This is a genomic window from Microbacterium sp. NPDC055988 (assembly GCF_042269505.1).
Lineage (GTDB): Bacteria > Actinomycetota > Actinomycetes > Actinomycetales > Microbacteriaceae > Microbacterium.
Genome location: NZ_JBHJXY010000001.1, coordinates 3,073,425 through 3,091,915 on the forward strand (window position 1 = coordinate 3,073,425; position 18,491 = coordinate 3,091,915).

Genomic DNA, 18,491 nt, shown 5'->3' on the forward strand with positions numbered 1-18,491 from the left:
CGGATGGTTCAGAGCTCTGGTTCGAGGATATCGAGGCGGACGGAGAGCGTGCTCTTGGTCGCACGCCCCTTTCGACGACGGCCGCTCACCGCTTCGGCGACGACGGCCGCGCGCAGGGCGGTCGCGACGCGAGCGCCCGAGCCGTAGTCGAACCTCACGAGCGCTCGCACCCGAGGCGGGATGTCGCCGGACTCGACGGGAACAGGGCCGAGTACCGCGTCGGCGGGGAGGGCGAGCTCGGTGAGCGCGGCGAGAGCGTTCGAGACCGCCGGAACCGAGCCCTGGACCAGAGCCACCCTGGTCGTCGGGGGCATGTGCAGCGGTGCTCTGCTCTCCAGTTCCGACCGAGCATGGCCCGCCTGGTTCCACGTCGCGAGTGCCTTCGCCGCGGCCCCGTTGACCCCGACCAGGTGGATGGGCGCGCCGGGTGCGGCAAGGGCGGTCGCGTTCGACCACCAGCGAAGACATGACTCGGCGACACGGAGATCGGGCGCCTGGAGCATTCGAGGGCCGTCGAGCAGGACGACTGCACGGTACCCGCCGTCGGCGATCGGCTCGGCGCCTCTGGTCGCGACCACCAGTGCAGGTTTCGCCGGCACGCGTTCGACCGGGTGCGCACCGTCGGCCACGATCACCCGTACGCCCGGGAACGCGCGCCCCAGCTCGTCGGCGGTGCGCTCGCTGCCCGAGGAGGCGAGTCTCAGCTTGGTCGAGGAGCATGCGGGGCACGTCCAGGCGCTGGCGGCTCGGCCGCACCAGCCGCACACCGGCACGGCACCACGGTGCTTCGCGCCGAGCGGGCCACCGCAGTGGGCACATCGCGCCGGCGCCCGGCACTCGGCGCACACCAGCGAGGGAGAGAAACCGGGTCGCGAGACCTGGACGAGCACCGGTCCTTCAGCCGCCGCGGTACGGGCAGCGAGAAACGCCGAGGACGGCATCCGCTGAGCCGTCGGCTGCTCCATCTCCTGCGGTGTGCTGAGCACGACACGAGGGAGCACACGGCGCGCCGCCCTGACATCCTGCAGCCAACCGAGTACCACGAGACGCTCCACATCGGTCGTCCGCGTGTGCCCGGCGAAGATGAGCGCCGACCCCTCGAGCTCCTGGCGGAGGAGAGCCGCGTCTCGCGCGTTGACGTACGGGGCCAACGGCTCCCCCAGGAGAGGATCACCGTCGTCCCAGATCGCGACCAGCCCCGCCACGACCGGGGAGTACACCGCCGAGCGATTGCCCACCACGATGCACGGGGCGTCTTCGAGCGTGCGCAGGAATCCGCGGTAGCGATCGGGGTTCGTCTGTCGGGAGTCGTGACGCACGACCGCCTCAGCAGGGATAAGAGTGTCGAGCGCGGCGAGGAGCCGGTCCAGATCACGACTGTCGGGGACGACGATAATCGAAGACTTCCCCGCAGCGAGCATCCGAGCTGCGGAAGATGCCAGTAGTCGAGCCCACCCCTGCACACCGTCGACGAGCTGGGGTATCGCCTCCACCGCCGCGCGACCGCCCGTCTCGAGGACGGCGCCGAGTCCTTCGTACAGTCCGACGGTGCTCTCCGCTGCCTCGAGCGACTCCGCATCGGGTGTCTCGACCGGGGTGTCGGCGGTCCACGCCTTCTCGACGCGCACCTGGCGCTTGGGGATCACGAGGCGCAGCACGTCGGACGCCGATCCTGCAGCCCGGTCCGCCACGCGGCGGGCGAGGGTGTGCAGGCGTTCCGGAAGCACGGCGACCTCGGACACCACGCTCTCGACCTCGGAGAGCGGGCGGTCGGCGTCGTCTTCGGTGCCGATCTCGACGATATAGCCGTCGATCACGCGCCCGGCGGTGCGCAGCGGCACTCGGACGCGGACTCCGAGCGGCACATCCCCCAGTTCCGCAGGGAGCGCGTAGTCGAAGAGTCGATCGAGTTGGGGCAGAGGTGAATCGAGGAGCACGCGCGCGATGCGCCGGCTCTCGGCAGGCATCAGGGCCGCGGTCCTATCAGAGCCCGGCAGCGCGGCGCAGCTCGTCGACGCGATCCGTCCGCTCCCAGGTGAAGTCGGGGAGTTCGCGACCGAAATGGCCGTACGCGGCCGTCTGGGCGTAGATCGGGCGCAGCAGATCGAGCTGCTCGATGATCGCCTGCGGGCGCAGATCGAACACCGAGGTGATCGCCTGCGTGATGACCTCGTCGGAAACCTTTCCGGTGCCGAACGTCTCGACGTAGAGGCCGACCGGACGCGCGACGCCGATCGCATAGGCGATCTGCACCTCGAGGCGGTCTGCGAGCCCCGCCGCCACCGCGTTCTTCGCCACCCATCGGGTCGCGTAGGCGCCGGAGCGGTCGACCTTCGACGGGTCTTTCCCGCTGAAGGCTCCCCCGCCGTGGCGGGAGGCTCCGCCGTAGGTGTCGATGATGATCTTGCGGCCGGTGAGCCCGGCGTCTCCCTTGGGGCCACCAGTGACGAAGGGGCCGGCCGGATTGATGTAGAGGGTGACGTCGTCGAGGTCGAGGCCGGTCGTGGCGAGCACGGGATCGATCACGTGCTGGCGAACCTGAGCCTGGAGGTCTTCCTGCGAGATGTCGGGGTGATGCTGGGTCGAGACCACGACGGCATCGACGGTCTTCGGCGTGAAGCCGTCGTAGCCGAGCGTCACCTGCGTCTTGCCGTCGGGCCGCAGGAACGGCAGCACGCCGGAGCGGCGCACCTCGGTCAGCCGCTCGGCGAGCCGGTGCGCGGTCCAGGCAGCCATCGGCATGAGCTGCGGCGTCTCGTTCGTCGCGAAGCCGAACATGATGCCCTGGTCGCCCGCGCCGAGGGCGTCGAGCGGGTCCACGGACGATCCGTCGCGATGCTCCTGAGCGCTGTCGACGCCGTGGGCGATGTCGGTCGACTGCTCGCCCACCGAGACGCTGACACCGCAGGAGTCGCCGTCGAAGCCGGTCTCACTGGACGTGTAGCCGATGCCGTTCACGACCTGGCGGACGATCGTGGGGATGTCGACGTAGGCATCGGTGCGGATCTCGCCGGCGACGTGCACGAGGCCCGTCGTGACGAGCGTCTCGACAGCGACGCGGGACCCGCTGTCTTTGGCGATGAGCCCGTCGAGGATGCTGTCCGAGATCTGATCGCAGATCTTGTCCGGGTGCCCTTCGGTGACGGACTCGGACGTGAACAGACGCAGGGCGCTCATCGAAACTCCAGAACGGGATGGACAGAGGGAGGGTGTTGCACCCATTCTGGACCGCGCCTCCGACAGAAGGGAGGCGCGGCCTCGAATATCACTCTGCGTGACGCAGGCGGAGCTTGTCCTCGTTGATCTCGTGCAGCGCGATGGTGAGCGGCTTGTCCTCGACGGAGGAGTCGACCAGCGGACCCACGTTGTCGAACAGGTTGCCCTCGTGCAGGTCCGAGTAGTAGTCGTTGATCTGGCGCGCGCGCTTCGCGGCGTAGATGACGAGCTCGTACTTGGAATCGACGCGGTCGAGCAGGTTGTCGATGGGGGGATCGATGATGCCGTTGTTGTGTCCGGCCATGGTGAGACCTCCTGGTCAGGCGACGGGATCGTCGCGAAGTCGGTGCGAAATGGCGCGCGAAGACGCTCAGCGCGCAGAGCTTGAAGACAATTCTACGACCTCGCGGGCCGCAGTGGCGACGTCCTCGTTCACGATGAGGTGATCGAACTCGTTCTGAGCGGCGAGTTCGCCCTTCGCGGTGCGCAATCGGCGGGCGCGCTCCTCGGCATCCTCGGTGCCGCGGCCGACCAGCCGATGCACCAGCTCGTCCCAGCTCGGAGGCAGCAGGAAGATGAGTGTCGCGGCCGGTTCTGCGGCCCGCACCTGACGTGCGCCCTGCAGATCGATCTCGAGCAGGACGGTCTTGCCCGCGGCCAGCGCTTCATCGATCGGCGCACGGGGCGTTCCATAACGGGAGCGGTTGTGGACTACGGCGTACTCGAGGAGCTCGTCCTCGGCGATCAGCCGGTCGAACTCCGCGTCGTCCACGAAGTAGTAGTGCACGCCGTCGATCTCCCCCGGGCGCGGAGGCCGCGTGGTCGCCGACACCGACAGATGGATCTCCGGGTTGTGCTCCCGGATGTGTGCGGCGACGGTGCCCTTGCCCACGGCCGTGGGTCCGGCGAGCACCAACAGGCGGCTGCGTGCACCGCGCGGAGTCGGCACGGGGAAGCGTGTGTCCAGCCATTCCTCCAGCACTCGGCGCTGCCGAGCTCCGAGCCCACCGAGGCGCTTCACCGGCGAGATCTGGAGCTCGTCCAGCACCCGGTCGCGCTTGCCTGCCCCGATCGCGGGGAGAGCGAGGAGGAAATCGGTGATGCGCATCGAGCCTTCGACAGAGTCGGCGTCCGCCGTGGCTCGGTGCAGCACCGCCTGCGGGGTCACCACCCGCATCGTGAGGTCGCGCTTGACCGAAGCCCTGGCGCGTCGACGCTCCACGGCGCGTCGTGCCGCCGCGGCCCTGTCGACCTCGGGAACCGTGCGCTGCGCGTCAGACACCGGCCACCTCGAGGTACTCGGCGGCGCGTGCGGTGATCGCCTCGGCCAGGTCGACGGGACCGGCCGAGAGCAGGCTGCGGCTCTCGCTCGCGATCACCGCATCGCTCATCGCGCCGAAGCGGGCGCGGAGATCAGCCGGCGTCGCTCCCTGCGCGCCGAAGCCCGGGGCGAGGATGGGGGCAGCCGGAGTGAACGCGGAGATTCCGGCCCGCTCCCAGTCCACCGTCGCACCGATGACGAAGCCGAAGCTCCCCCACTCCCCTGCCGGAGACGACTGGACGTTGCGGGCCGTCACCTCGGCGATGACCGAGGCGGACACCGTGTCACCGGACGGGTTCACGGAGCGTTGGAGCGTCTCGGCTTCCGGGTTGCTGGTCGCGGCGAGCACGAAGAGCCCCTTGCCGTGGTCGGCGGCCAGAGCGAATGCTCCGTCGAGAGCGCCGACGCCGAGGAACGGGTTGACCGTGAGCGCGTCGGCTTCGAGCGGAGAGCCCGGGGTGAGCCACGCGCGCGCATAGTCATCCATCGTCGATCCGATGTCCCCCCGCTTGGCGTCGGCGATCACGAGAAGGCCGGCTGCGCGTGCCGCAGTGAGAACGTCCTCGAGCGCAGCGATGCCCTGCGAACCGAAGCGCTCGAAGAACGAGACCTGCGGCTTGACGATGCCCACCCGCCCAGAAGCGGCCTCGACAGTGCGCAGACCGAACTCACGAACGCCCTGCGCGTCGTCGGTCAATCCCCACGCCGCGAGCAGCGCGGCGTGGGGGTCGATGCCGACGCAGAGCGGTCCGCGCGCGTGCAGCGCCGCGCGGACCCGCTCGCCGAAGCGTTCGCTCACAGTGCCGCCTTCCGGTCCAACGCGTACTCCTGCAGGCTCTTCACCTGGAAGCCCTCGTGGGCCGCGTCCATGCCGCTCACGGCCGCGCCGAGCACGGCCATGGTCGTGAACAGCGCCTTGTCCGCGGCGACGGCCGCCGCGCGGATCTCATAGCCGTCTGCACGAGCGGCCCCACCCGACGGGGTGTTGACGACGATGTCGATCGCTCCCTCGTTGATGAGGTCGACGATGTTCTTCGCCCCCGATTCCTGCGTGGCGCTGTACTTCTCCACGAGGGTCACGGCGATGCCGTTGCGGGAGAGGATCTCGGCGGTGCCCTCGGTCGCGACGATGTTGAAGCCCAACTGCTGCAGACGGTGCGCGGGCAAGATCACGGCGCGCTTGTCCGAGTCGGCGACCGAGATGAACACGGTTCCCGAGGTGGGCATGCCACCGTAGGCCGCTGCCTGGCTCTTCGCGAAAGCCGTCGGGAAGTCGCGGTCGATGCCCATGACCTCTCCGGTCGAGCGCATCTCCGGGCCGAGGATGGAATCGACGGTCTTGCCGTCTGCCGTGCGGAAGCGCTTGAACGGGAGCACGGCCTCCTTGACCGACACCGGAGCGTCGAGGGGCACGCGGGATCCGTCCTGCTCCGGGAGCATGCCCTCGGCACGCAGCTCGGCGACCGTGGATCCGGTCATGATGCGGCTGGCCGCCTTGGCCATCGGGATACCGAGAGCCTTCGACACGAACGGCACGGTGCGGCTGGCGCGAGGGTTCGCCTCGATGACGTAGAGCACTCCGGCGCTGATGGCGAACTGCACGTTCAGCAGTCCGCGCACGCCGACGCCCTTCGCGATCGCGAGAGTGGCCTCGCGCACGCGGTCGACGTCGGTGCGGCCGAGCGAGACCGGCGGCAGCGTGCAGCTGGAGTCGCCCGAGTGGATGCCGGCCTCTTCGAGGTGCTCCATGACGCCGCCGATGTACAGGTCGGTGCCGTCGTAGAGCGCGTCCACGTCGAGCTCGATCGCGTCGTCGAGGAAGCGGTCGACCAGGAGCGGCTTGCCCTCCTCGATGACGACCTCGCCCGCGGTGCGCACGAAGTAGTCGCGCAGCGAAGCGGTGTCGTACACGATCTCCATACCGCGGCCGCCGAGGACGAAGCTCGGGCGCACCAGCACGGGGTAGCCGATCTCCTCGGCGATGCGCACGGCACCCTCGACGTCGATCGCGGTGCCGTTGCGCGGCGCGACGAGACCTGCCTCATCGAGCAGTCGGGAGAAGAGCTCGCGCTCTTCAGCCAGATCGATCGCCTCGGGGCTGGTGCCGAGCACCGTGTAGCCGGCGGCCTCGATGCCCTTCGCGAGCCCGAGCGGAGTCTGTCCGCCGAGCTGGCACACGACGCCGAGGATGGTGCCGCTCGCTGCTTCTGCGTCCAGCACCTCCAGCACGTCTTCGAGCGTCAGCGGCTCGAAGTACAGGCGGTCGGAGGTGTCGTAGTCGGTCGACACGGTCTCCGGGTTGCAGTTGACCATCACGGTCTCGAATCCGGCATCCGACAGCGCGAACGAGGCGTGCACGCAGGAGTAGTCGAACTCCACACCCTGGCCGATGCGGTTCGGGCCTGATCCGATGATGACGACCTTGGTCCGCTCGGACGGCGCGACCTCGGTCTCGAAGTCGTAGCTCGAGTAGTGGTACGGCGTCAGAGCCGGGAACTCACCGGCGCAGGTGTCGACCGTCTTGTACACCGGGCGGATGCCGAGGCCGTGACGCACGCCCCTGACCTCTGCCTCGGTGATGCCCCGGAGCTCGGCGAGCTGGGCGTCGGAGAATCCGTGCTCCTTGGCGTAGCGGAGTGTCGCGGCATCCAGCTCGGGAGCCGTCCGCACGATCTCGGCCACCTCGTTGATGAGCACGATCTGGTCGAGGAACCACGGGTCGATGGCCGTCGCATCGAACGCCTGCTCGACGGTCGCACCCTTGCGCAGGGCCTGCTGCAGCGTCACGATCCGACCGTCGGTCGGGATCTTCGAGATCTCGAGCAGCTCCTCCACCGAACGCTCCTCGGCGCCCCAGTGGAAACTCGATCCGCGCTTCTCCAGGGAACGCAGGGCCTTCTGGAGGGCGGTCGCGTAGTTGCGGCCGATCGCCATCGCCTCGCCCACCGACTTCATGGTGGTGGTCAGCGTCGCGTCGGCTGCCGGAAACTTCTCGAACGCGAAGCGCGGCACCTTGACGACGACGTAGTCGAGTGTGGGCTCGAAGCTCGCCGGCGTCACACCGGTGATGTCGTTCGGGATCTCGTCGAGACGGTAGCCGAGCGCGAGCTTGGCAGCGAGCTTGGCGATCGGGAATCCCGTCGCCTTCGAGGCCAGGGCGCTGGAGCGCGACACGCGCGGGTTCATCTCGATGACGATGATGCGGCCGTTCGACGGGTCCACCGCGAACTGGATGTTGCAGCCACCGGTGTCGACGCCGACGGCGCGAATGATGTCGATGCCGATGTCGCGCATCTTCTGGTACTCGCGGTCGGTGAGAGTCAGCGCGGGCGCAACGGTGATCGAGTCACCCGTGTGCACGCCGACCGGGTCGACGTTCTCGATCGAGCAGACGACGACCGTGTTGTCGGCCGTGTCCCGCATGAGCTCGAGCTCGTACTCCTTCCAACCGAGGATCGACTCCTCCAGGAGAACCTCGGTCGTGGGCGAGTCGCGCAGGCCCGCGCCGGCGATGCGACGCAGGTCGCTCTCGTCGTACGCGAACCCGGAGCCCAGGCCGCCCATCGTGAAGCTCGGGCGGACGACCAGCGGGTAGCCGAGCTCGTCGGCGGCCGCCAGGACCTCGTCCATCGTGTGGGCGATGCGGGAGTCCGCCACGTCGGCGCCGGCGTCGAGCACCAGCTGCTTGAAGATCTGACGATCCTCGCCCTTGTTGATCGCCTCGAAGTTGGCGCCGATGAGCTCGACGTCGTACTTCTCCAGGATGCCGTGGTTGTGCAGCTCGATCGCGGCGTTGAGCGCGGTCTGACCACCGAGGGTCGGGAGGATCGCGTCGGGGCGCTCCTTCGCGATGATCGTCTCGATGACCTGCCACGTGATCGGCTCGATGTACGTCGCGTCGGCGAAGTCGGGATCGGTCATGATGGTGGCCGGGTTGGAGTTGACCAGGATGACCCGGACGCCCTCCTCGCGGAGCACGCGGCACGCCTGGGTGCCGGAGTAGTCGAACTCGCAGGCCTGGCCGATGACGATCGGGCCGGAGCCGATGACGAGGACGGAGTTGATGTCGTCGCGCTTGGGCATTACTTGGAGTCCTTCTGGCTTGCGATGACCAGGTCGCGGAACCTGTCGAAGAGGTAATTGGCGTCGTGCGGGCCGGCAGCCGCCTCGGGGTGGTACTGCACCGAGAAGGCCGGGATGTCGAGGGCGCGGAGTCCCTCCACGACGTTGTCGTTGAGGCCGACGTGGCTGACCTCGACCTTGCCGTAGCCGTTCGGGCTGTCGAACGAGCCCTCCAGGGGCGCCTCGACCGCGAACCCGTGGTTGTGGGCCGTGATCTCGACCTTCCCGGTCTCCTTGTCGAGCACCGGCTGGTTGATGCCGCGGTGGCCGAAGGGCAGCTTGTAGGTGCCCAGGCCGAGCGCGCGACCCAGCAGCTGGTTGCCGAAGCAGATCCCGAAGAACGGGAGGCCGTCGTCCAACACCGAGCGGAGCAGTTCGACGTGGTCGCCGGAGGCCGCCGGGTCTCCGGGGCCGTTCGAGTAGAAGACGGCGACGGGGTCGATCGCGCGGATCTCGTCGATCGTCACGTCCTGCGGGAGCACGTGCACCTCGAAGCCGCGGGCGGCCAGGTTGTCGATCGTCGCCTGCTTCACACCGAGGTCGAGCACGGCGAGGTTGCCGATCCGGTTCCCCATGGCCGTCGTGATGGTCGCGACGTCGACGGAGACCTCCGCGGAGAGGTTGCGACCCGCCATCTCCGGCGCTTCCCGGACGATGCGCACCTGCTCCTCCGGATCGAGGGCGGCGTCCGCGCCGGAGAAGATCCCGCCGCGCATGGAGCCGGCCGAGCGGATGTGGCGGGTGATCGAACGGGTGTCGATGCCGCTGATGCCCACGACGCCGTCTTCGACGAGCACGTCGTCGAGCGAGGCGTTCGCACGCCAGTTGGAGACCACGCGCGAAGGGTCGCGCACGATGTAGCCGGCGACCCAGATGCGGCGGGATTCCGCGTCCTCGTCGTTCATGCCGGTGTTGCCGATGTGCGGCGCGGTCTGCAGCACGATCTGGCCCGCGTAGGAGGGATCGGTGATCGTCTCCTGGTAGCCGGACATGCCGGTCGCGAAGACGACCTCACCGAGGGTCCGGCCGCGGGCGCCGTATGCGCGTCCGGTGTGGCGGGTGCCGTCTTCCAGGACGAGGACGGCGGGATCGGGGAGCTGGGCCGCAGAGGCCTGTCCGGGGGGTGTCGAGAGTGTCATGACGTTGCTCCTGTGTCGGGGGCGGCGGGGACGAGCCGCTGCAGGTCGGAGATGAGTGTCTGCGGGTCGCCGGTGGCGAGCCGCAGGTAGCTGTCGACGATCGTGTCGTCGTCGATGTTCCAGGCGATGCGCACGAGGCCGCCGGGCTCGACGACCCGGTCGATCGTGACCGTTGCGCGGTCGACGGCCACGAGCCGGGCGTTCGCGAGGAACACCGTCGGCGCGCCGTCGAGGCAGAGGGCGATGCCGCGATCCGTGAGGGCGAGTTCACCGCGGGCCCGGTACGCGAGAGGCGAGACCGCCAGACGCTCGAGCGGCTGCTCGTGCCGTGTCGTCGACACGTACAGCACCTCGTCGCGGCGGGAGACCTCCGCGTGCTCCGGAACCCCCAGCGGGGCCGTGAACACGGAGTCGCGGCGGATTCGTCGTCGCCAGGCGAACAGCATCGCGAGCAGCACCAGGAGCGCGACCGCGATCGTGATCGCGACGGCGAGGTCCCGAGCGCTCATGCGCGAAGCTCCTCGACGACGCTGCCGCCGTCGACCGTGAGGATGCCGCCGTGGATCGTGTATTCGACGCGGCCGGGAAGAGCGCGGCCGAGGTACGGCGAGTTCACGCTACGACCGTGCAGGTCCGCCTCCGTAAAGACGCCGTCGACGGAGGCGTCGTACAGGGTGATCTGGGCGGGCTGACCGACCTCCAGCGGCGTGCCGTGGCCGGCGAGCCGGCCGATGCGCGCCGGCGTGGCGCTCATCACGCGTGCCACGTCGGACCACTCGAGCAGCCCGGTCTGCACCATCGACTGGTGCACCACCCGCAGCGCGCTCTCGAGGCCCACCATGCCGTTCGCGGCGGCCTGCCACTCGCATGCCTTGTGTTCGCTCGGGTGCGGGGCGTGGTCGGTGGCGACGATGTCGATCGTGCCGTCGGCGAGGCCCTCGCGCACGGCCAGCACGTCTTCTTCCCGACGCAGGGGTGGGTTCACCTTGAAGCGTGCGTCGTATCCGCGCACGAGCTCGTCGGTCAGCAGCAGGTGGTGAGGGGTGACCTCGGCCGTCACGTCGATGCCGCGCTTCTTGGCCCACCGGATGATGTCCACCGAGCCCGCGGTCGAGAGGTGGCACACGTGCAGGCGCGAACCGACATGCTCGGCGAGCAGCACGTCGCGGGCGATGATCGACTCCTCGGCGACAGCGGGCCAGCCGGCGAGGCCCAGCTCTGCCGAGACGGTGCCCTCGTTCATCTGGGCGCCCTCGGTGAGGCGGGGATCCTGCGCGTGCTGGGCGATGACGCCCCCGAAGGACTTCACGTACTCCAGCGCGCGGCGCATGATCAGCGGGTCGAACACGCAGAAGCCGTCGTCGCTGAAGACGCGGACCTGCGCGCGCGAGGTCGCCATCGCGCCCAGCTCGGCGAGACGCTCGCCCTTCTGGCCGACGGTCACCGCGCCGATGGGCTGCACGGTGGCGTAGCCGGCAGCTTCGCCGAGCGCGAGTTCCTGCTCGACCACACCCGCGGTGTCGGCGACCGGTGACGTGTTGGGCATGGCGAAGACGGCCGTGAAGCCACCGGCGGCCGCAGCCCTCGTGCCGGTGAGGATCGTCTCGGATGCCTCGTAGCCGGGCTCGCGCAGATGGGTGTGCAGGTCGACCAGACCCGGTAGCGCGACGAGGCCCGCCGCGTCGATGACGCGAGCGCCCGAACGGCTCAGCCCACTGCCGATCTCGGCGATCCGGCCGTCCTCGATGATGATGTCGGCGCTCTCGGCACCGAGCTGCTGCGCACCGGTGATGACGAGGGTCTCGCTCACAGGTCTCCCCCTCGTTCGTCGTCTCGTTCTCCTGCCAGCAGCAGGTACAGCACCGCCATGCGGACGGACACTCCGTTCGTCACCTGTTCCAGCACCGTCGAGCGGGGGGAATCGGCAGCTTCCGAGGAGATCTCCAGTCCCCGGTTCATGGGTCCGGGGTGCATCACAATGCTACCGCCCGGAAGAGTAGCCACACGCCGTGCGTCCAGACCCCAGCGTCGGGAATACTCCCGCTCAGTCGGGAAATACGCGGCGTTCATCCGCTCCAGCTGGATGCGCAGCATCATCACCGCATCCGGCTCGTCCGCGAGGGCCTGATCGAGGTCGTAGACGACCCGCACCGGCCAGAGCGAGACGTTCTGCGGAACCAACGTGGGCGGTGCCACCAGGGTGACCTCGGCCCCGAGCGTGGTGAGGAGCCAGACGTTCGAGCGGGCGACCCGCGAGTGCAGGACGTCGCCAACGATCACGACGCGCATCCCGCTCAGATCCTTGCCGCGGCTGTCGGCGCCGAAGCGGCGCTTGCGGATCGTGAAGGCATCGAGCAGCGCCTGGGTCGGGTGCTCGTGCGTGCCGTCGCCGGCGTTCACGACTCCGGCCGAGATCCAGCCGCTCGTCGCGAGGGTCTGCGGCGCACCGGAGCCGGGGTGTCGCACCACGACCGCATCGGCGCCGATGGCCTCGAGCGTCTGCGCGGTGTCCTTCAGGCTCTCGCCCTTCGAGACGCTCGAACCTTTCGCTGCGAAGTTGATGACATCGGCGGAGAGGCGCTTGGCCGCGGCCTCGAACGAGATGCGCGTGCGGGTCGAGTCCTCGAAGAAGAGGTTCACGACGGTCTTACCACGCAGTGTCGGGAGCTTCTTGACCTCGCGCGACTGGGTGTCGGACATGTCTTCGGCGACGTCGAGGATACGTAGGGCGGTCGCTCGGTCGAGGGTGCGGGTGTCGAGGAGGTGTCTCATTCGCCGATCGTCACCTCCTCGGCGCCGTCGTTCTCGAAGAGACGCACGTTGACCCGCTCGGTGCGGGCGGAGGGGATGTTCTTGCCGATGAAATCGGGACGGATCGGAAGCTCGCGGTGCCCGCGGTCGACCAGGATCGCCAGGCGCACGACCGCGGGGCGTCCGATCGACTGGATCGCGTCGAGAGCGGCCCGGATGCTGCGACCGGAGAAGAGCACGTCGTCGACGAGCACCACCGTCTTGCCGTCGATGCCGCCGACCGGGATCTCGGTGGGTTGCGGGGAACGGGTCGGGTGCCTGGCGAGGTCATCGCGGAACAGCGTGACATCCAGCGATCCGACCGGGACGGACTGCTGTGCGATCTCGCTGATCAGCAGGCCGAGGCGATGGGCGAGAGTGACGCCGCGGGTCGGAATGCCCAGCAGGACGAGGTTCTCGGCACCTCTATTGGATTCGAGGATCTCGTGCGCAATGCGGGTCAGCGCTCGTGAGATGTCGGCTTCGTGCAGCACGGTGCGCATGCTCATCGGCCGCTCCCTTCTCCGCCTCACAGGACGGTGTTAAAGGTTGCTTGTCATGCCAGTGTATCGGAGCGTTCAGACACCTACGACAGCGACGCCGCGCTCGCGGGCGACGCTCGCGAGTCGACGATCGAACGTGGCGAGCGTGGCGCCGAACGCTTCCGCTGTGACGAGGACGGCGCACTCCGGCAGCTTCAGGGACGATGCGGCTCGCAGACGTGCGATGTGGACCGCTTCGTCCACCGTCTCCTCGCGCCGCAAGAGCCCGAGGGAGTCGATCTTCGCGAGGTCGGCGAGTTCCGTGCCCATGCGAGCGGGGTGCACCAGAGCTTCCGCGAGTGTCAGCGGGTGGATCAGCAGATCCTCTTCGGTGTCGAGGATCTCGAACGCCGCGTCCTGATGGATGTCATCCACCGAGAGGTGCGCGATGAGCACACCGGCGTCGAGCACGATCACTCCGGCCAGTCCTTCCGGAGCTCTTCGAGGTACCCCGGTGGATACGCGACCGTTCCTCTCGTCGCCTCCAGCGCGGCGCGTCGCGCTGCCCGCTTTGCCGAACGCCTGCCGGCGAGAGCCTCGGCGCCCAGTACCGCCAGCCTCGCGACGAGTTCGGACTTCGGCACTCCGGGCCACTCCTGCTCCGCGAGCTCCACAGCATCGCGGAGCTGCGCGGTCTGCGTGACCTGAATCCGCGTCAAGGCTGTGGGCATGCCGTCAGAGTACCACCGCAATGCCGAGGTGGTACAGGTCAGCTCGCCTCCTGCAGCACCGGGTCGGTGACGTCGTCGATCTTCGACGAACGGATCGCGTGACCTGCGGTGGAGAGGCAGCGCCCGGTCTTCAGATCCCACTTCCAGTCGTGCATGCTGCACGTGAGGATGCCGTCTTCGTCGACCGTTCCGGTCCGGGTGAGGTCTGCGCGCAGGTGCGGACAGCGGCGCTGCACGACCCAGTCGCCGATCTCGGCGTCCTCCGTCTGGTCGGTCTGCTCCTGGTACCAGTTCTCGACGTACTCGATGCGGTCGACCGAGAGGCACTTGAGGAACGTGGTGAGGAACTCGTTGAACTTGCCGCTGCGCCCCACCGAGAACTGCATGGAGAGGAAGATCGAGTTCGACCAGTCGATCTCGTGGTCGACGATGTTGGTCGAGACGAGGTCGGCGGGGATCGTGTACCAGTACACGCACTCCTCGCCCGCATACTCGCGGACCTTGGCCCGCGGGAAGTCCACGACCATGTCGAGCTCGCCGATGCGGAAGCGCACGCAGCCGCCGACCCCGAGTCGGATCGTGCGGGACTTCTTCAGCAGCGGCTCCCACCAGTTCTTGATCGCCTCGAGCATCTCCGCCGGCGGGATGATCTCGGCACGAGAGGCCTCCTCGTCGCGGATCTCCTGCTGACGGCTCGCGCGCTGTTCCTCGAGGTACTCCCACTTCTCATCGAAGATGTGCGCGATCTCGGCCTCGGTGTAAAGCGTCTGCTCGGTCGCGACCGCTCCCCGGTCGACCGTGACCACGGTGCCGGGAATGAACAGCTGGCCGTCGTACTGCGGCGCGAGCTCCTTCATGTGCGCGAGGAACTGCTTCTGATCCGTGAAGATCGATTCGCCGTTCTTGCCGAGCCCGTTGAAGTCGAAGAGGTCGTCGCGGAGGAACATGGGCGGGCCGGCCATCGGGAAGACGTGCGGGGCGTCGACCTTCTCGATGTAGTACATGGCGCGCTTGTTCTGCGCCTCGCGCTTGAGCCGGGCGAAGTTCTGCTTGGCGTCGAGCGGCAGGTCGTAGACCATGGGCCACCAGATGGCACCCGACACCTGGGTGAAGTAGGCATCGGGCGTGCCGAAGTCGAGCAGCTTCTCGAGGTCGAGCGGGTGCGAGTCGTTCTGGTTGAGTACCGAGCCGGTGCCGTCGTCGACGCTCAGCGAGGAGTCGCCGATCGGGCCGTCGCTGGGCGCGCGCAGCGGCGTGATCATCATCTTGAGCTCGCCGCGCTGGATCACCTGACCGGCCGGTGCGTACGTGATGTTCGTGTAGCCGAGCGCCCGGATGTCCTTCTCGAGGTCATCGGTCGGATACTCCGGAAGCAGCACCTCGATGTCCTTGCGGATGTAGCGCTCGAGGAGCTTCGGGTCGAAGTGATCGCGGTGGCGGTGCGAGATCCAGAGGAAGTCGGCTTCGCGGCCGAACCGCTCCCAGTCGAGGCCGCGGTTGTCGGGGAACGGGAACCAGGAGCCGTAGAACGACGGCCCGAGGACCGGGTCGCAGATGATGTTCCCGCCCAACGTCTCGATGAACATCCCGGCGTGGCCGAGTCCCGTGATCCGCATTGCATTCCTCCCGAAAGTGAACCGTTCGATTGTACCGAGGGCTCCCTGTGGGACCGGTCGACCTCGCCGTGAGTAATCGGGTCAGGCGTCGAAGAGTCCGCGGATGTCGTCGGCGGAGAGAGACTGCGCGAACAGTGCCTCGTCGTCCAGCACCGCCGTGAACAGGCGCGCCTTCCGGCGCTGGAGTTCGAGCACCTTCTCCTCGATCGTGCCCGTGGCGATCATGCGGTAGACGAACACCTGGTTGTCCTGACCGATGCGGTGCGTGCGGTCCACGGCCTGCGCCTCGGCGGCCGGGTTCCACCAGGGATCGAGAAGGAAGACATAGTCGGCTTCGGTGAGGGTGAGTCCGAATCCGCCGGCCTTCAGGCTGATCAGGAACACCGGCTGCTCCCCCGATGTGAACCCGTCGACCACCTTCTGACGGTGGCGCGTCGAGCCATCGAGATGCGCGTACGGGATGCCTGCGGCATCGAGGCGCGCCGCAGCCATATCCAGGAACGAGGTGAACTGGCTGAACACGAGAGCCCGGTGACCCTCGGCCTGCAACTCGATCACCCGCTCGAGGAGCACGTCGAGCTTGCGGGAGCCGATCTTGGCGTCTTCCGGATCGATCAGTCCGGGAGCGAGGCTGAGCATGCGCATGAGGGTCAAGGAGCGGAAGACGATGAAGCGGTTGCGATCCAGGTCTTCCAGCAGCCCCAGCACCTTCTGTCGCTCGCGTTGAAGGACGACCTCGTAGAGCGCCCGGTGGGAAGAGCTCAGCTCGACTTCGAGGATCTGCTCCTGTTTCGCCGGCAGCTCCGGCGCGACGAGCTCTTTCGTGCGCCGCAGCAGGAGTGGACGGATGCGACGGCGCAGCCGCTCGAGGCGGCGCTGGCGATACTCCCCACCCTCCTCGTTCTCGGGAACCTTGCCCTGCTCGATCGGCTGGATGTAGTCCTCGCGGAACTTCCGGGCAGAGGCGAAGAGCCCCGGCGCCGTCAGCTTGAGCAGTGCCCACAGCTCGCTGAGGCTGTTCTCCATCGGCGTTCCGGTGACCGCGAAGGTGACGTCGGCGCGGAACGTCGCGACCGCGCGATGCAGCTTGGTCTCGGGGTTCTTCACGAACTGGGCTTCGTCGAGGATGAGCCCGGCCCACTCGACACCGGCGTACACGTCTTCGTCGAGCCGTGCGACCGCATAGGTCGTGATCACGACATCCGTGTCGTGCAGCGCCGCCTTCAGCGTGGGACCCTGCGTGCTCGCCCTGACCCGAACGCGCAGCGTCGGCGCGAAGCGCGCGGCCTCGCCGCGCCAGGTCGCGAGAACAGACGTGGGCACGACGACGAGGAAGGGTCGCCGCTCCCCCGCTTCGCGCGCGTGCATGATGAGCGCCAGCAGCTGCAGCGTCTTGCCGAGGCCCATGTCGTCGGCGAGGATGCCGCCGAGGCGGTGAGCCCAGAGGAAGGCGAGCCAGTCCAGACCCTCCTTCTGGTAGTGGCGGAGTTCGGCCGTGATCCCCTGCGGCACCGCGACCGCCGGCACCGAGCTCGCCCGACGCAGGCCATCGGCCGTGGCCCGCCATGTCACTGCGGGGAGCGCTTCATCGGCGAGATCCTCGAACTCCTCCCAGAGGTCGGTCTGGTGCCGGCTGATGCGAGGACCGGTCTCCCACTCTTCAAGTTCGCCGGCCTCCTCGATCAGCTCACGGAGACGGTCCAGCGCGCGGTGGTTCAGGGAGAAGTAGCCGCCGTCGGAGAGGAGGAGCTTCCTCTTCCCCGTGCTCAATGCCGTGAAGAGCGGACCGAACGGGATCGTGCGGCCGTCGATCTTCACCAGGACGCCGAGATCGAACCAGTCGGGGTCGGTGCTCTCGACGGTGGTGACCGTGATCTCCGGCTCGCCCGTGAGCTCGTGATAGCTCTTGCTTCGACCCGTCACGGTCACCGTGACGCCCTCGGCCTCGAGTGCCGGCACCACACGGCTGACGAACTCGGCTGCCGCGACGTCGTGGAACGCGCCCGTCGGTGCGAGCTCCTCCCCCAGCCGTTCCGTCCACACGGCCTGAAGCGCATCCCTGAGCGCATCTTCGGCAGCGATGTCTCGCACCGCATCGCTGCTCGGGGCGAAGGGCACCCGTCCGAAGCCGCGATAGTCCCACTCGAACGAATACTTGACGGTGTCGCCCCGCTGGAAGGACAGCTCCAATACTGCTCGCGGGGCGGGGAGCGGAGGCAGCTCGACCCGGCCGACCGGGCGGACATCGATGCGACGCGCCAGCAGCGGATAGGCGTCGCGGAAGAACGCATGCTCGTCGCGGGCGGGCACCTCGAGGCCGTCTCCGGCGCCGAGCAGAGCGTGGACGGGTTGGCTGATCGACACCTCCGCTAGCGTCACGCGGAGCTTCGTCCCGCGTTGCGCGACCTCGTACACCCCGCTGTGCCCGATGGGCCGCACGGCGGAGGGCTCCACCTCGCGGCCGTCGATCGTGACGGCCGGTTGCACGATGAGTCCGCCGTCGCCGCGCCCGATGGTCGCACCGATCGACGCGTGCTCCGCGAGCACGATGGTCGTGCTCTTCTGGGTGGCGACCACGGGGATACCGACGGCGTCTGCAGCGCGAAGGTGCCCCCAGAGCAGGCCGGACTCGATCAGGTCGGCCACCAGCCAGTCGCCAGCCGTGCCAGAGAGGAGCGTGTCGCGCGCGATGCTGAGCAGGTCGGCGAACCACCGCGACCGATCGCGACCGTACTGCGTGGGCGAGCGGCGAACCGCGTCCCACGTCGCTGCTCCCTGCACCCAGGCCCCGGTCGCCGCGCTCTTCTCGAGCGGTCGGATTCCGAGCAGGATCTCGCCGGTGCGCTTCGCCACATCGCGCGCAGTCGCCGTGCGCTGCGGACGGGACGCCCACGGGTTCGCGCCTCGGCCATCACGCAGTCGCAGTTCGACGCCGAGTGCGAGCGGTGTCTCGGCGTCGTCGCGTGGCGAACCGAGGATCGACCGCCAGTCCGCCGACGATGACCCCTCGGAGCGGGACGGATCGGACGCAAGGGACATGCCCCCATCCTCTCCGGCACCACCGACAGTGCCTC

General features: G+C 68.4%; 15 protein-coding genes. All 15 read right to left on the reverse strand.

Translation table 11 applies throughout. The annotated features are described in order from the left end of the window. Positions 1-8: 8 nt before the first annotated feature. The 15 genes from ACFC14_RS14725 to ACFC14_RS14795 all read right to left on the reverse strand — a co-directional run bounded on the left by ACFC14_RS14725 (position 9) and on the right by ACFC14_RS14795 (position 18,456). On the reverse strand, positions 9-1,967 hold the full coding sequence (locus tag ACFC14_RS14725; RefSeq protein WP_376105938.1) for a primosomal protein N': 1,959 nt from the start codon (positions 1,965-1,967) through the stop codon (positions 9-11). A gap of 16 nt (positions 1,968-1,983) precedes the next feature. Then, entirely contained in the window at positions 1,984-3,177 is a 1,194-nt protein-coding gene (gene metK, locus ACFC14_RS14730) for a methionine adenosyltransferase (protein ID WP_376105941.1), read from the reverse strand. An 88-nt stretch (positions 3,178-3,265) separates the two neighbouring features. After that, the gene (gene rpoZ / locus ACFC14_RS14735) at positions 3,266-3,520 is read right to left on the reverse strand and encodes a DNA-directed RNA polymerase subunit omega (protein WP_017204385.1); all 255 of its coding nucleotides are present in this window, start codon (positions 3,518-3,520) and stop codon (positions 3,266-3,268) included. Positions 3,521-3,586: 66 nt separating this feature from the next. Then, positions 3,587-4,498: a guanylate kinase gene (gmk, locus tag ACFC14_RS14740; protein WP_376105945.1), complete on the reverse strand. Its 912-nt coding sequence runs from the start codon at positions 4,496-4,498 to the stop codon at positions 3,587-3,589. Beyond that, positions 4,491-5,336 (reverse strand): orotidine-5'-phosphate decarboxylase, encoded by an 846-nt coding sequence (gene pyrF / locus ACFC14_RS14745; RefSeq protein ID WP_376105948.1) that lies wholly within the window; start codon positions 5,334-5,336, stop codon positions 4,491-4,493. Before pyrF ends, gmk begins: the two co-directional genes overlap by 8 nt. Then, a complete protein-coding gene (gene carB / locus ACFC14_RS14750; protein ID WP_376105951.1) occupies positions 5,333-8,620 on the reverse strand; it encodes a carbamoyl-phosphate synthase large subunit in 3,288 nt (1,095 codons plus the stop codon). Before carB ends, pyrF begins: the two co-directional genes overlap by 4 nt. Beyond that, on the reverse strand, positions 8,620-9,798 hold the full coding sequence (carA, locus tag ACFC14_RS14755) for a glutamine-hydrolyzing carbamoyl-phosphate synthase small subunit (protein WP_376105954.1): 1,179 nt from the start codon (positions 9,796-9,798) through the stop codon (positions 8,620-8,622). The genes carB and carA overlap by 1 nt, the downstream gene beginning before the upstream one ends. After that, complete coding sequence (locus ACFC14_RS14760) at positions 9,795-10,307, reverse strand: hypothetical protein (RefSeq protein ID WP_136043947.1); 513 nt, start codon at positions 10,305-10,307, stop codon at positions 9,795-9,797. Before ACFC14_RS14760 ends, carA begins: the two co-directional genes overlap by 4 nt. Then, positions 10,304-11,608, reverse strand: coding sequence for a dihydroorotase (locus ACFC14_RS14765; RefSeq protein ID WP_376105957.1), 1,305 nt, complete (start codon positions 11,606-11,608; stop codon positions 10,304-10,306). Before ACFC14_RS14765 ends, ACFC14_RS14760 begins: the two co-directional genes overlap by 4 nt. Beyond that, positions 11,605-12,570, reverse strand: a complete 966-nt coding sequence (locus tag ACFC14_RS14770) for an aspartate carbamoyltransferase catalytic subunit (protein ID WP_376105960.1) — start codon at positions 12,568-12,570, stop codon at positions 11,605-11,607. Before ACFC14_RS14770 ends, ACFC14_RS14765 begins: the two co-directional genes overlap by 4 nt. Then, positions 12,567-13,097 carry a bifunctional pyr operon transcriptional regulator/uracil phosphoribosyltransferase PyrR gene (gene pyrR / locus ACFC14_RS14775; RefSeq protein WP_376105963.1) on the reverse strand — a complete coding sequence of 177 codons (531 nt, stop codon included), beginning with the start codon at positions 13,095-13,097 and terminating at the stop codon, positions 12,567-12,569. Before pyrR ends, ACFC14_RS14770 begins: the two co-directional genes overlap by 4 nt. A 69-nt stretch (positions 13,098-13,166) precedes the next feature. Further along, positions 13,167-13,547: a type II toxin-antitoxin system VapC family toxin gene (locus ACFC14_RS14780; RefSeq protein ID WP_376105966.1), complete on the reverse strand. Its 381-nt coding sequence runs from the start codon at positions 13,545-13,547 to the stop codon at positions 13,167-13,169. Beyond that, positions 13,544-13,801 (reverse strand): hypothetical protein, encoded by a 258-nt coding sequence (locus ACFC14_RS14785; protein ID WP_376105969.1) that lies wholly within the window; start codon positions 13,799-13,801, stop codon positions 13,544-13,546. The genes ACFC14_RS14780 and ACFC14_RS14785 overlap by 4 nt, the downstream gene beginning before the upstream one ends. Positions 13,802-13,839: 38 nt before the next feature. Continuing rightward, entirely contained in the window at positions 13,840-15,417 is a 1,578-nt protein-coding gene (locus tag ACFC14_RS14790) for a Rieske 2Fe-2S domain-containing protein (protein ID WP_376105972.1), read from the reverse strand. Positions 15,418-15,498: 81 nt separating this feature from the next. After that, positions 15,499-18,456: a DEAD/DEAH box helicase gene (locus ACFC14_RS14795; protein ID WP_376105975.1), complete on the reverse strand. Its 2,958-nt coding sequence runs from the start codon at positions 18,454-18,456 to the stop codon at positions 15,499-15,501. Between the last annotated feature and the right edge of the window lie 35 nt (positions 18,457-18,491).